The sequence below is a fragment of the Methylocella sp. CPCC 101449 genome, assembly GCF_031921685.1.
Classification (GTDB): Bacteria; Pseudomonadota; Alphaproteobacteria; order Rhizobiales; family Beijerinckiaceae; genus Terripilifer.
On sequence record NZ_JAPDHU010000004.1, the window covers coordinates 357,451 to 370,553 of the forward strand.

Genomic DNA, 13,103 nt, shown 5'->3' on the forward strand with positions numbered 1-13,103 from the left:
GCCGATACTCTTCGGACTTTGCTCAGGCGCTTGCGATCGCCAGCTCCAGGGGGAAGCTGTCGACGACTTCGCGGCCCTGTTCGTTAAGAATGAAAGTGTGGCCGAGGAAAATGCCGAAGAGACCGTCCATGGTGATCGGATTCGGTTCGGCCATGATCACCATCCCCGGTTTCAGTACGGTATCGGAATGAGGATGCTTATCATATTCCGTGGTGACATGAGGCTCGTCGGTGACGAGATCGATGCCATGGCAATGGATCGGCCGCGATTGCACACCCTTCTCGCGAAAGAACTTTGAGGCTTCCCACATATTGGCGATCGGATTGCCGGGCAGCATCTCGGCGACGATTTTTTTGTAGCCGGGCACGGTAATGTCTTCCCAGAACCGGCGCACCATATCGGTTGGCTCGCCGATGCAGACGGGTGAGCCGATCTGCGCGGTATAGCCGCGATAGGCGGCGGCCAGCTCCATATTGATGATGTCGCCCTTCTGCAGCACGCGATTGGACGGGCGGGGATTGCCGAAAACCATCGCCGGGTTCGCCATCGGGGTCGAGCCGATGATGAGAAAGTCGATATCGCCGCCGCCTTCGAGGATCGCATTGGCCGCCGCCGCCCGCAGTTCATATTCCTTCACGCCTGGTTTGGCGCGCGCGACAAGGGCTTCCATGGCGCGCTGGGTCAGGACGCCCGCCTTGCGCACGCAGGCGAGTTCCTCCTCGCTATGGATGACGAGCAGTTCGTGCAAAAAATCCTTGGTGAAGACGAGTTCCGCATCGGGCAGGCCACGGCGTAAAACTTCGTATTGGTTGACCGGCATATAATCGCCATGGCGCGGGTCGATCTCCATCAGGCCGATGCGACCGCGTTCGAGCTTGAGTTCGCGCAACCGTTCCACCATCACGTCGGCATAGCGCCCGCCGCGACTGTGGCGAACGTCCGTCACAGCGACTTCGACCAACCGGCGGACGGCTTCCGCATGCGTGCCGCCCATCGAATAGATCATGGTCGGCTCGCCATGCAGCGGCACCAGGATGTAGCAACACAAAGCATGCCATTCCCAATGGCCGGTGAGCCAGGCCATGCCGGCGCCAAAGCTCCAATGGCTCGGCCCGCCCGGCACGATCATGCAATCAAGCCGATGCTCCCGCATCTTCGCTCGCAAAGCTTCGTAGCGGCGCGCATATTCCTGCGCGGAAAACTGCTCGTAAACCGCATCGCGATAATAGGGCGTATCGCGCATGTTGGTGAAGGGGATCGATTGGTCCAAACGATCGCGTATATCCTGCCAAGAGTTCGTGCGCGTCGCTTGCATCGTCTGGCCGGCCATAAGTTTACTCCATCGAGAATGTGAGTGTTTCGTGGTTCTGATTTTGCCGGTCAGGGCGAGCCGACCTTGGTGTCCTTCAGAAGCTCTCGGTAGAGCTTTTCGTCAGACTTCATGAGGTCGTTGAATTCATCGGGCGTGCTGCTGGTGAGCTCGAAGCCCTGTGCGTGCAATCGCTCGATGACATCGGGCATCCGTAAGACGCGGGCAATGTCGGCGTTGATTTTGTTCAACACGGGCACCGGCGTATTGGCCGGCGCCATGGCGCCGAACCAGGCGTCATATTGATAGTCAGGCAGGCCGGCCTCGGCGAAAGTCGGCACATCGGGGAGCGCGGGGCTGCGCTGGGACGTCGCGATCGCGATCGCTTTGAGCATGCCGCTCTTGACCTGTTCGATGGTCAGATTGAGCGCCAGGAAATAAATATGGGAATCGCCGCGCTGAACGCTCATCAGCGCATCGGTGCCGCCCGTGTAGGGGATTTGAACGAAATTCGTTTTGGTTATTTTCTTGAACAACTCGGCGGAGAGGAAGGAGGTACTGGCGAGACCGGCGGAGCCATAATTCAATTGGCCGGGTTTCGCCCGTGCGAGAGTGATCAGGTCCTGTAGTGTGTTCGGCGGAAGCGTCGGCGTCGTCACCAACACAAGCGGCACCGAGGCGAGTTTGATGACGCCCTGGAAATCGGTGATCGGATCGAAAGACAGATTTTTATTGATGAGCCCGCCGACGACGTGACCATTCGACATCATCATCAGCGTATAGCCGTCCGGGGTGCTTTTCGCGACGCTCGCGGTTCCCGGCATGCCCGGCCTGTTCTCGACGATGACGGACTGCTTCCAGATTTCCTGCAATTTATAGGCGATCACGCGCGCCAGCCCGTCAACGGCGCTGCCGGCGCCGATCGGCGTGACGATTTTGACCGTTTGCGTGGGAAAGTTTTGCGCTATCTCGGTCTTGTCGGAGGCCGCTTTGGAGGGAACGGAGAACACGCTCATCGCCAATATCGCGATGCAACACGAGACGATCTTGCGCCAAGTCATCTTGTGCCAAGGCATCATGTGCAGAGCCATATCCGCCTCCCACGCGGTCTGATTTATCTCTCCGGGCTGTAGGTCGCCATCGAATGCGCGTCTATCACGAAGCGGCGAATTATCGGATTCCCGTCATTTTTGAGTTTTGGAAGAGGGCGGTTCCCGGAAGGCGGAGGGCGCGGGACATTGCTGGGGCCAAGCGTTGCTGGTAAAAAAACAATGCCCATCCCTTAAAGCGCAGGTGTAGCCGGATGCCGTTGGGAACACTGCCGCTTGCCGATGCTGCCCAGTCCCTGTGGCTGGAGGTCAAGCATGAGCGGGCCTTCAGGCCGGCGCATCTGCGCCACCGGCACGAATTTCATCAGATTGGCGTATGTCTGAAAGGCGGCGCCAATCTGGCATGGTGGAACGAGGACGCCGGCTTTCGCAAGGTTCTGGCCGGACATCGCAACATCGTCGTCAATCCCGCTGAAGCGAGCCATTCCATTGATTGGACAGGTTCGTTGGAGCGGATCATGCTCGAGTTGAATTGTGCGGTCGTCCGGCGGATCGCCGGTGAACTTGGTCTGCGTGACGATATCAGTTTGCATGGCACCCCGAGCGGTCGCGACGACACGATCTGGCATCTGGCTTTTATGTTGTATCGCGACACCGAGGCCAATCCGCTGGCGTCGGCGCTCTATGCGGAATCGGTCGCCAATCTTTTGGCCGTTCGTTTGTTGAAGCAATTCACCGACATCAAAACCGTCCCGACCTTGTCGGTGTCGCCACTGACCAGCAAGCAGATGGCCATCGTCGATGAATACATCCACACCTATCTCGGCGAGGACATCGATGTCTCGCGTCTGGCGGGGGTGCTGAACCTCGGCCCGCTGCAATTTTCGCGTCGCCTCAAGGCGCGAACGGACATGTCGCCGCATCAATATGTGACGAACAAACGGATCAACCGGGCCTGCGAACTGTTGGTCGCAACACGGCAGTCGATCGTCGACATCGGGCTGGAAGTGGGCTTCAGCGGGCAAAGTCACTTCGCCGCCCGCTTCAAGCAGATCGTCGGCGCGACGCCACGCGAATACCGCAACATCAAGAACGGCACGCGCTCCGGGGACGAGGGCCGGGCTAACTGATCGTCGCTGGCGTCACCGATCCAGCCATTTCGCCATGATGACGCGCGGCGTTTCCTCATAACCCAGGTGATCGTAGAAGCCGATCACCTTGGTGTTGCTCTCGCGCACAATCAATTGCACTTTGCCGATGCCGCGCTGGCGCAGCCAGTCTTCCCCTGCCGTCACCATCTGTCGGCCGATGCCGCTGCTGCGCGCTGTGGGGGCGGCGGCGACATAATAGAGCCAGCCGCGATGGCCGTCGTGGCCGACCATCACCGTGCCGACAATGCGGCCGTCGGCATCGATGCCGACCAGAACATCAGAGGATGCGCCGCCGCGTGCGAAACGAAAATCGGCACTCGGATCGTTGTAGCTCACGACGAGGTCGCAGGCGCGCCACAGCGCCACGACAGCGGTTTCGTCATCGGGCAGGGCGTTTCGGATGGTCAGATTCATGAGAAGGCTCGGCAGGAAAGAAGCGCCTGATGTAGCGGCTTCCGCGATCCGTGCAAACCCCTCATACATTGTTGAAAGTTCGCGGTGTCATTCCCGACGCACCGCAGGTGCGAGCGGGAATCCAGAGCGAGTGGTAAAATGTTACGCGATGTCCAAGCGTCATAGTCGGGCCGGCATTGTACCACTCGCTCTGGATCCCCGCTCAGCCGCTGTGCGGCTGTCGGGGATGACACCAAAGATTTGCGTCGTTCTGCGCCAACGCTTCAATCGCCGGACCGCGCCTTCGCATCACGCTGATAGACGGCAAAGATGGCTTTGCCAATCAACGATGTTTCGGCTGCCATGCAGTGCTCGTAGACCTGCGCGCGAGCCGTCTGAATCTCCGGCGACTGCGGTATCGCATCGCTGGCGAATTCGATCAGATGCGCCGCCAGCCGCGTGCGGCGGCTCTCCGCCAGTTCTGTCGCGCGTCGCGCCAGCCGTTCAGCGCCGCCGGCGAGCGCGCTGATCTCGGTGGCCAGCTCCTCATCCGGCGCGGGCTTCAGATGCGCCGGATTGCCGTCGAACCAGCCCGCGTAAAGATGCCAGATGTTGCGCACGACGAACTCCGGGTCGTCGTATTTGGGCTGAAGCCACGGCCGCGCCAGCAGCTCTGGCGACAGGCGCACCTGATGCAGAATATCGTCGAGGGATGCGCCGGTGTTCATCAGCGCCACGGTTTGCGTGACAAGGCTTTCCAGGGCGTCGGCGCCGCTGCCGAGCAATTCGCTGACACGGGCCGCGTTCTGCACCACCGGACCATGCCCCGGCACGAGAACGGCGGGCGATAAAGCTTGCATTTGACGCAGCGCCCGCGCCCAGTCCGGCGCATAGCGCTGCACCTTGCGCGGATTGCCGGCATTGGGAAACACCCAGACGACGAAATCGCCGCTCGCCAGAATGCGTTGCTGTGGCAGCCAGACGAAGGTCGCGTCGTCCGTTTCGCCGCGCCCATGCAGAAGTTCGAACGTCACGCCGCCGATGTCGAGGCGCAGGGTATCGTCATAGACCTCATCCGGGCGACGATGATGGTCGGGGAACGTATAGCCCGGCTGGTTGAACTGCCGGCCCATGACCAGCGAGTTGAGGCCGTGCGTCGTGTCATAACGTCTGAAACGGTTGAGCACGTTGCGATGAGCTATGACGCGTGGCCGGCTGAAACCCTTGGTATCAGCCTCTTGATCGTAAAGCCGGGCGCCCCACGTGTGGTCGATATGGCCGTGGGTATAGATGATCGTATGGACGGGCGCCTCGTTCCAGCGACGCAGGGCGGCGAATGTTTGCGCGGCGGTTTCGCGGCTGCCGCTGTCGATGAGAACGAGCCCCTCGGCGGTGCGCACGGCCGTTGCATTGCCGAAGAAATAGCTGGTGTGGATGGCAACCACATCGTCGGCGATGCTCTGCGTGACGCCACCAGCGACACTGGCGGTCCAGTCTTCCAAAGTGGCCGCGCCGGACCAAAGACGTTCGAAAAGTTCACTCTGCTGATCATTCATAATCACATCCCTGGCCGGCCCGGCGATGAACGCGCCGACTTTACTATAGGATGCGACTTGAAGCAGAACCTACTGCCAGATCATGACAAGAGGAGGCGAGTTTGGCAGGAGTGTTGAAAACCTCAGTGTCATCCCCGACGGCCGCGGAGCGGCTGAGCGGGGATCCAGAGCGCGTGGTAGAATGTTCTTTACGGCGATGATGCAACGCTTTAGCGCACGCCCCTGGATTCCCGCTCGCGCCTACGGCGCGTCGGGAATGACACGGAGAGTTTCCCGCCTACTATAAGCTCACGCCGCCTGTTTCGGCATGGGGCCGATGTAAATCGATTGCGGCCGCACGAGCTTGCCGCCGGCGATCTGTTCGCGCGCATGGGCGAGCCAGCCGATCGTGCGCCCCATGGCGAAAACGCAGGTGAACGTATCGGGCGGGAAGGCCAGGGCTTCCAGCAGCAGCGCCGTGTAGAACTCCACGTTGGTTTGCAGCGAGCGGTTCGGTTTGCGCTCGCGCAGGATGGCCAAAGCCGCCGCCTCAACTGCTTCCGCATAGGCGAGGCGGCCGGCAGTCGCGTCGAGCTTGCGGATGGCGCGCTTCAGTGCGTCAGCGCGCGGATCGCGGACGCGATAGATGCGATGGCCAAAGCCCATCAGCCGATCGCCGCGCTCAAGCGCCGCTTCGAGCCAGGCTTTCGCATGGGCGGCGTCGCCGATCTCGTCGAGCATGTCGATGACGGGTCCGGGAGCGCCACCATGCAACGGGCCTTTCAAGGCGCTCAAGCCGGCGAGGACCGCGGATGTGAGGCCGGCGCGCGTCGAAGCGACGACACGCGCGGCGAAGGTGGAGGCATTGAGGCCGTGATCGCACACGGTGACGAGATAGGCATCGAGGGCCGCCGCCTGCTTTGTACCAGTCGTTTTGCCGCTCATCATGCGCAGAATGTCCTGGGCATGGGGCAGGGCGGCATCGGGTGCCAGAGGCGCAAGGCCACGCTGCGCGCGCACGATCGCCGGCGTGAACACGGCGGGGGCCGCCAGCAGCCGCAGCGCTGTCGCGAGATCGTCTCCATCCGCCAGCCGCGCCATGAGCGCCCGCAAAGCTTCGGTGGGAGAACGGCTGACAAGCGTTTTGTCGAGCGCGGCGACTTCGCCGAACACTTCGACGCGCGCTAAACCGAGCGCGGCGGCGAGATCTGCATCCGAAGGCAGATCGGGGAAGAAGCCATCGAACATCAGGCGCACCGCCTGCGCGAAGTCCGTATGGCCGGCGATGTCTTCGAGCGCATGGCCGCGCAGGATCAGGCGGCCGGCGGCCCCATCGACCTCGGACAGAACCGTTTGGGCGGCGACGACATTTTCCAGACCATCGGAAATGGGAATGAGGTCGGACATGGCTGAACTCCATCAAGCAAATCAAATGATGGCTTGAGGATTGGCCTTGATGGGCATAGAATCAATATTGATAAATATAATCAATATATCCACGTGCGAACCCCCGGCGTGCAAACCCATGCGTGCAAATCCATGACTGACTGGCTGACCGCGCAAGAAGTGATGACACGGCTGAAACTGCGGCCGCAGACGCTCTATGCCTATGTCAGCCGGGGCCGCATCGAAGCGAAGGCCGATGACGAGGATCCACGTCGCAGGCTCTATCGTGCCGCCGATGTCGATCGTCTGAGCTATCGCAAGACGCGCGGCCGTCGGAATGCTGTTATCGCCGAGGATGCCATCGCCTGGGGCGAGCCGGTGCTGGCGTCCGCCATCACCACGGTGGCGCAAGGACGCCTGTGGTATCGCGGACAGGATGTGGAAGAGCTCGCACAAGCCGCGCGGCTTGAAGATGTCGCGCGGCTGCTGTGGGCCTGCGGCAACGCGCGCTTTCCGCCGCAGACCAACCGCATTGGGCCCGGCACGCCCTCGCAACGCATGTTCGCCACCATCGCGGCGCGCGCCGCGAACGATCCCGCCATCGCCGGGCGCACGCCGAAGGCGCTTTATTTCGAAGCCGCCGCCGTGCTCGATGCTTTGGTCGATGCAGTGGCGGGCGGGCCGGGCGAAGGGCCGATCCATGATCGTCTGGCGCGTGCTTGGGGATGCGATGCGCAGGGCGCCGATCTCATTCGTCGCGCGCTCGTCTTGCTCGCCGATCATGAATTGAACGCCTCGACTTTTGCCGTGCGTGTCACCGCGTCGACGCGTGCCTCTCTTGCCGCTTGCGTCATGGCCGGGCTTGCCGCGCTTTCGGGGCCGCTGCATGGCGGCATGGCGCGGCGCGTGCTGGTCTTCCTCGAGGAAACGAGACGGGTCGGCATCGAGAGCGCTGTGCAAGCGCGGCTTCATCAGGGAACGGTGGTGCCGGGCTTCGGTCACCCGCTTTATCCGGAAGGCGATCCGCGCGCGCGTGCCTTGCTGTCGGCTTTTGAGATGCCGGAAGAATTCGCCAACGTTCAGCGGATGACGGAGACGATTACTGGCGAAGCCCCGAACATCGATTTTGCGCTGGCCGCACTCGCATCCGCGCTGAAGCTGATCGATGACGCACCGTTCCTGCTGTTTGCGACGGCGCGTTGCACCGGCTGGATCGCGCATGCTCTTGAGCAATTCCAAAGCGGTCGTCTCATTCGCCCGCGTGCGCGCTATGTCGGTGCGGCGCCAGCTACGGTGTGACGTAGAGACATTGGCTTTCGTCTGTTCGCGCGTCAGTTTCAAGTCAGCTTCGAATCTCGCTGCGCTGCAAGACGAAGTCGAGGCCGTGTCGTCGTGCGCAAGGCTTGCTTGTGGATCGTAAAGCGAAGGAAGCCGTGTTAGTATCTACAACATAGCAAATGGAACGATAGGCTTTGCGCGCGGTTGTCTTTGTTCAGCCACGGTTCAGGTGAACAACGGCTAACTGTACCCTGACAATTTCCGTAGGGTGCGGTGCGGGCGAAACGAACGACGAGGGAAATCATGCGTTTGATCTGGACACTCATCGTTTCCACCTTGCTCGCAATCCCAATTCACACCCCTTCCATCGCGCAGCCCGCCCCAGCGCAACCCACCGAAGCGCGATTCGGTTTCGTCATCGGTAATGATGACTATGGCAATGCCTCCTTGCCGACGGCCGCCAATGATGCGGCGCTCGTCGCCGATGCTCTGAAGTCCGCCGGCTTCGATGTGACGGGCGCGCGCAATCTCGATGTCGATACGTTCCGCTCCGCCTATCGGGAATTCGTCGAGAAGGTGCAGGCCGCCGGCCCCGGCGCGGTCGCGGCCATCTATCTGTCCGGCTATGGCGTGCAGAGCGACGGCGAGAACTATTTCGTTCCGGCCGGCGCGCGCATCACGCGCGAGGCCGATCTGGCGCTGGCTGCCATTCGCCTCTCCGATCTGACGCGCCCGCTCGCTGGCCTGCAAAATCGCGCCAAGATCGTGCTGTTCGATCTGGCTTATCCAAGCCCCTTCGCCAAGGAAGCCGCCACGCCGCCGGGCTTGACGCTGACCGATCCGGATCGCGGCAGCCTCGTCGGCTTTAACGCCGGTCCGGGCGAAGTCGCGCCGATGCCGAAGGCGCCTTATGGACCTTATGCCCAAGCGCTCGCCGAAATGCTGCGGCAGCCGGGTCTCGACATGAACGAGATCATGGTGCGCGTGCGTGCCCGTACCGCCGAATTGACCGCCGGTGCGCAAGTGCCCTGGCATGTCTCGAAGATCGATCCGCCGCTGGCTCTGCTCGATCGCGGTGCCGGCGCCCCGGCGATGCAGGTCTCGCCGGAAGCGATGATCGAACGTCGCCGCCGGCCACTGCGCGAACTCTCGGCCGATGAAGCTTATGCAACCGCGCTCGAACTCGATACCATTCGTGGCTACGAGGATTTCATCGCGGCTTTCCCGTCGAGCCCTTATTCGCGCAACGTGCGCGGCATGTTGGCGGCGCGGCGCGAGGCTTTCATTTGGCGCCGTACGCTGATCGTCAATTCGCCGGACGGCTATTGGAGCTATCTGCGTCGCTATCCGCGCGGTCCGCATTCGCTGGAAGCGCGCGGACGCCTGGGCCGCTTGTCGGCCGCGTTGGAACCGCCGCCGAGCTTCACTGAAATCACTTATGACGTGCCGCCGCCGCCGCCGACCGAAGCCGTTTTCTTCGAGGGCGGAGGCGCGCCGGTCTATTATGTGGCAGCACCGCCGCCACCGCCGGCTGTCTTCATGGCGCCGCCGCCGCCCTGGTGGACGCCGCCGCCGCCGCCAGTGTGGAGCGCCGGTTCGGAATATTTCCTCGCCGAACCTGCCGTCGTGCCGCCGCCTGCCTGGGTCTATCCGCCGGCTTATGTCGCCGCGCCGCCGCCGCCGATCGTCTATGAAGAGGATCGTCCGGCCGGTGCTTCGATCGCGCCTTATGTGGCCATCCCGGCGGCGCTCGCTGTCGGCATCGTCGCCGGCCGCATCATCGCCAATCGTTCCGGCCGTCCGCCGATCGTCGGCGCGCCGCCGCCGGGTGGACCGGGCGGTCCGACCACCATGCCGATGGGCGGCGGTCAGCGCCCGTTCCTGCCGCCGGTCGCGGCGCCGCCGAGCGCGGTGCGGCCGGGCACGACGCAGCTCATCAACCTGCGGCCGGGCACCGGCGCGCCGGTGCAGCCGGCCCCTGTGGTGGTGAAGGGCAATCCGCAGCAATTGCTCAACACGCCGGGCCTGGGCACGCGCCCTGGCCAGCCGGGCACGCCGGTCACGATAGCGCCGACAACCGCGCCTCAGCCGGGCGCGCCGCAGCCGGGCCGTCCGCCGGGACTTCCCGGCGTGCCGGGCCAGCAACCGGGGCAGGCCGCGCAGCCGCCAGTCACCGCGCCGGTGCCAGGCGCGCAACCCGGCCGTCAGCCCTTGCCGGGCTTGCAGCCAGGCGCGCCGACGGCAACTGCGCCCGTTCCGGGGGCTCAACCCGGTCGTCCGGGAGCTCCGGTGCCGGGTGGTCAGGCTCTGCCTAATGTGCAGCAGCCGGGCCGTCCGCCGGGAGCGCAGCCCGGACAAGCGCCCAATCAAGCTGCGCATCCGCCGGGCGCGCCGACAACGACGGCGCCCGTTCCGGGAGCGCAGCCGGGTCGTCCGGGCGGTCCGGTGCCGGGCGGTCAAGCTCTGCCCAATGCCCAGCAGCCGGGTCGCCCGCCAGGAGCGCAGCCGGGTCAGGTGCCCAATCAAGCCGCGCACCCGCCGGGGGCTCCGACAACGACGGCGCCTGTGCCGGGGGCTCAGCCGGGTCGTCCGGGTGGTGCCGTGCCGGGTGGTCAGGCTCTGCCGAATGTCCAGCAGCCCGGCCGTCCGCCGGGAGCGCAGCCGGGACCGGTGCCGAACCAAGCCGCGCATCCGCCGGGTGCCCCAGCCACGACGGCGCCTGCGCCGCAGCCGAACCGTCCGGCTCTGCCCAATGCACAGCCGCCGCGTCCGCCGGTTGCGCCGCCCAATGCGGGTGGCCCGAACCCGGCGCAGCAGCAGCTTCTGCAACAGCAGCAACGCCAGCAGCAGTTGCAGCAACAGCGTCAGCAGGCTGACCAAGCCCGCCAGCAACAGTTGCAGCAGCAGCGCCAGCAGGCCGATCAGGCGCGCCAACAGCAGTTGCAGCAGCAACGCCAGCAAGCTGATCAGGCTCGCCAGCGTCAGCAACAACAGCAGCAGCAAATGATGCAACAGCGTCAGCAGCAACAAATGCAACAGCAGCGTCAGCAGCAACAACAACAGCAGATGATGCAGCAACGTCAGCAGCAGATGCAACAACAGCAGCAGCAGCAACGCCAGCAACAGCAGCAGATGATGCAACAGCGCCAACAGCAGCAGATGCAGCAGCAAAGGCAGATGCAGCAACAGCAACACCAACAGCCGCCGCGGGCTCCGCAACAGCCACAGCGGCCCCGCAGGGAACCGTGAACACGATGCGCGGTTAACGCGGTCTGGCTGAGCTTTTGGAGCGCGGCGGTCTTATCGGCCGTCGCGCTCTTTCTTGATGCGCGGCGTCTTAGCGCGTGTCTTGGCGCTCCGGCCTTCTTCCCGTGCGAGGGGAACCAGCATCACCAGCTTGTAATCTGGCCGTTCGGAGGGGGTGAACGTGTGCTGCGTATAGGCGAGCGGGCCGTCGAGCGGATGGTCGAACGTGCGCAAGCCACCGGCGCGATGCTGCACATCCTGTTCCGCCCAGGCCTGTGCGAACAGCGGAGACTCCTGTCGCAGGCTGTCGACGAGGCTTTTGACGCGCGCATCGCGAAAAGTGTGGCCGTAGTCGGCGCGGAATTCCGCCAGCAAGCGGCGCGCACGGTCTTCCCATTCGTGGATCAACCGCCGCGCCGTCTCTTCGAGAAAAATGTAGCGCAGCAGATTGCGCTGATGATCGCCGTCGAGCCAGCCATGGAACAACCGCGCGGCCGCCGGATTCCAACAACACGCATTCCACAACCGGTCGAGGCCGTAAGCTGGATGCGCCAAATCCTGCACGATGGCGACGAGGGAGGCCGGCGCGTCGGCTTCCAGCTCCGTCGGCGCCTGCGGATCGAGCCGGCCGGCGAGTTCGAACAAATAGGCACGCTCGGCCTGCGTAAGCGAGAGTGCCTTGGCCAGCCGGCCAAGCGCGTCGGGCGAGGCTTGCACGGGCCGGCCCTGTTCGAGCCAGGCGCACCAGGTGGCGCTGAGCCCGGCTTCCGCCGCCAGCTCCTCGCGGCGCAGGCCAGGGGTGCGCCGGCGCCCCGGCAGATTGGGGCGCAGCCGCTCGCGATGGGTTCGAATGAAGGCGCCGAGAAGCCGGCGTTGGTCCGCGTCGAGCATGGAAGCAATTATACTAGGATAACTATCTAGCTTGTAACAGTTTAAATCTGAGCCATTCTGCCTTCAAGCTTGAAGGAGCGCGGAAATGAACACCGTAATGACGAAAGCGCACGAGAAAGTCGTCGAAGCCCAGTTCGGCCCCAGGGCCAAGGCCTATGTGGAAAGCGCCGTCCACGCCAAGGGCGAGGATCTGGCGGCGATCGAGGCGAGCGCCCGGGCGCATCGGCCAGAACGCGCGCTTGATCTGGGCTGCGGAGGCGGCCATGTCTCTTATGCGATGGCGCGACACGCCGGTTCGGTCATCGCCTCCGATCTGTCGCGCGACATGCTGGCGGCGGTGGCCGCCACCGCACGCGATCGCAAACTCACCAACATCGAAACCGTCGAAGCGCCGGCCGAGCATCTGCCGTTCAAGGACGCGACGTTCGACTTTCTCGGCTGTCGCTATTCGGCTCATCACTGGCGCGATTTCGAAGGCGGCCTGCGCGAGGCGCGCCGTGTCTTGAAGCGCCAGGCGCCGGCCATCTTCGTCGATGCCTATGCGCCCGGGCAAGCCTTGTTCGATACCCATCTGCAAGCCATCGAACTGCTGCGCGATACCTCGCATGTGCGCGACTATACGGCCGCGCAATGGTTCTCGGGTCTTGGCCGCGCCGGTTTCGCCGTGCAGTCGAGCCGTACCTGGCGCCTGCGGATGGATTTCCCGACCTGGACGGCGCGCATGCGCACGCCGCCCGATAACATCCGCGCCATCCATATCCTGCAGGAAGCCGCTTCCGCTGAAACGCGCGCGCATTTCAGCATCGAAGCCAACGGCTCTTTCATGCTCGACGTGCTGATGGTCGAAGCGACGGCCGAATAAGCC

At 63.6% G+C, this 13,103-nt stretch carries 10 protein-coding genes; 4 read left to right on the forward strand and 6 right to left on the reverse strand.

What is annotated here, in order from left to right; genetic code table 11:
• Positions 1–22: 22 nt before the first annotated feature.
• Together OIM99_RS26345 and OIM99_RS26350 are read right to left on the reverse strand one after the other, a co-directional pair.
• Positions 23–1,330, reverse strand: a complete 1,308-nt coding sequence (locus OIM99_RS26345) for a Xaa-Pro peptidase family protein (RefSeq protein WP_311853501.1) — start codon at positions 1,328–1,330, stop codon at positions 23–25.
• Positions 1,331–1,380: 50 nt separating this feature from the next.
• Positions 1,381–2,400 carry a tripartite tricarboxylate transporter substrate binding protein gene (locus OIM99_RS26350; protein ID WP_311853502.1) on the reverse strand — a complete coding sequence of 340 codons (1,020 nt, stop codon included), beginning with the start codon at positions 2,398–2,400 and terminating at the stop codon, positions 1,381–1,383.
• Between the two features lie 212 nt (positions 2,401–2,612).
• Here OIM99_RS26350 and OIM99_RS26355 point away from each other — a divergent pair, with 212 nt between their 5' ends.
• Entirely contained in the window at positions 2,613–3,488 is an 876-nt protein-coding gene (locus OIM99_RS26355; protein ID WP_311853503.1) for an AraC family transcriptional regulator, read from the forward strand.
• 12 nt (positions 3,489–3,500) lie between these two features.
• Here the strand turns inward: OIM99_RS26355 and OIM99_RS26360 are convergent, their stop codons facing one another.
• The 3 genes from OIM99_RS26360 to OIM99_RS26370 all read right to left on the reverse strand — a co-directional run bounded on the left by OIM99_RS26360 (position 3,501) and on the right by OIM99_RS26370 (position 6,826).
• Positions 3,501–3,923, reverse strand: coding sequence for a GNAT family acetyltransferase (locus OIM99_RS26360; RefSeq protein WP_311853504.1), 423 nt, complete (start codon positions 3,921–3,923; stop codon positions 3,501–3,503).
• A gap of 263 nt (positions 3,924–4,186) precedes the next feature.
• The gene (locus OIM99_RS26365; RefSeq protein WP_311853505.1) at positions 4,187–5,458 is read right to left on the reverse strand and encodes an alkyl sulfatase dimerization domain-containing protein; all 1,272 of its coding nucleotides are present in this window, start codon (positions 5,456–5,458) and stop codon (positions 4,187–4,189) included.
• A gap of 288 nt (positions 5,459–5,746) precedes the next feature.
• Positions 5,747–6,826: a citrate synthase/methylcitrate synthase gene (locus tag OIM99_RS26370; RefSeq protein ID WP_311853740.1), complete on the reverse strand. Its 1,080-nt coding sequence runs from the start codon at positions 6,824–6,826 to the stop codon at positions 5,747–5,749.
• A gap of 150 nt (positions 6,827–6,976) precedes the next feature.
• Between OIM99_RS26370 and OIM99_RS26375 the strand changes: the two genes are divergently transcribed.
• Positions 6,977–8,122: a citrate synthase family protein gene (locus OIM99_RS26375; protein WP_311853506.1), complete on the forward strand. Its 1,146-nt coding sequence runs from the start codon at positions 6,977–6,979 to the stop codon at positions 8,120–8,122.
• Between the two features lie 282 nt (positions 8,123–8,404).
• A complete protein-coding gene (locus OIM99_RS26380; protein ID WP_311853507.1) occupies positions 8,405–11,350 on the forward strand; it encodes a caspase family protein in 2,946 nt (981 codons plus the stop codon).
• A 51-nt stretch (positions 11,351–11,401) separates the two neighbouring features.
• Here the strand turns inward: OIM99_RS26380 and OIM99_RS26385 are convergent, their stop codons facing one another.
• Positions 11,402–12,238, reverse strand: coding sequence for a helix-turn-helix transcriptional regulator (locus OIM99_RS26385; protein ID WP_311853508.1), 837 nt, complete (start codon positions 12,236–12,238; stop codon positions 11,402–11,404).
• Between the two features lie 85 nt (positions 12,239–12,323).
• On the opposite strand from OIM99_RS26385, the gene OIM99_RS26390 reads away from it, so the two are divergent.
• On the forward strand, positions 12,324–13,100 hold the full coding sequence (locus OIM99_RS26390) for a class I SAM-dependent methyltransferase (protein ID WP_409371567.1): 777 nt from the start codon (positions 12,324–12,326) through the stop codon (positions 13,098–13,100).
• Positions 13,101–13,103: the final 3 nt, after the last annotated feature.

Coding starts and splice junctions, on each gene's coding strand:
- OIM99_RS26365 (WP_311853505.1), bottom strand. CDS start 5,458: ATGAATGATCAGCAGAGTGAACTTTTCGAACGTCTTTGGTCCGGCGCG.
- OIM99_RS26350 (WP_311853502.1), bottom strand. CDS start 2,400: ATGGCTCTGCACATGATGCCTTGGCACAAGATGACTTGGCGCAAGATC.
- OIM99_RS26380 (WP_311853507.1), top strand. CDS start 8,405: ATGCGTTTGATCTGGACACTCATCGTTTCCACCTTGCTCGCAATCCCA.
- OIM99_RS26385 (WP_311853508.1), bottom strand. CDS start 12,238: ATGCTCGACGCGGACCAACGCCGGCTTCTCGGCGCCTTCATTCGAACC.
- OIM99_RS26375 (WP_311853506.1), top strand. CDS start 6,977: ATGACTGACTGGCTGACCGCGCAAGAAGTGATGACACGGCTGAAACTG.
- OIM99_RS26360 (WP_311853504.1), bottom strand. CDS start 3,923: ATGAATCTGACCATCCGAAACGCCCTGCCCGATGACGAAACCGCTGTC.
- OIM99_RS26345 (WP_311853501.1), bottom strand. CDS start 1,330: ATGGCCGGCCAGACGATGCAAGCGACGCGCACGAACTCTTGGCAGGAT.
- OIM99_RS26355 (WP_311853503.1), top strand. CDS start 2,613: ATGCCGTTGGGAACACTGCCGCTTGCCGATGCTGCCCAGTCCCTGTGG.
- OIM99_RS26390 (WP_409371567.1), top strand. CDS start 12,324: ATGAACACCGTAATGACGAAAGCGCACGAGAAAGTCGTCGAAGCCCAG.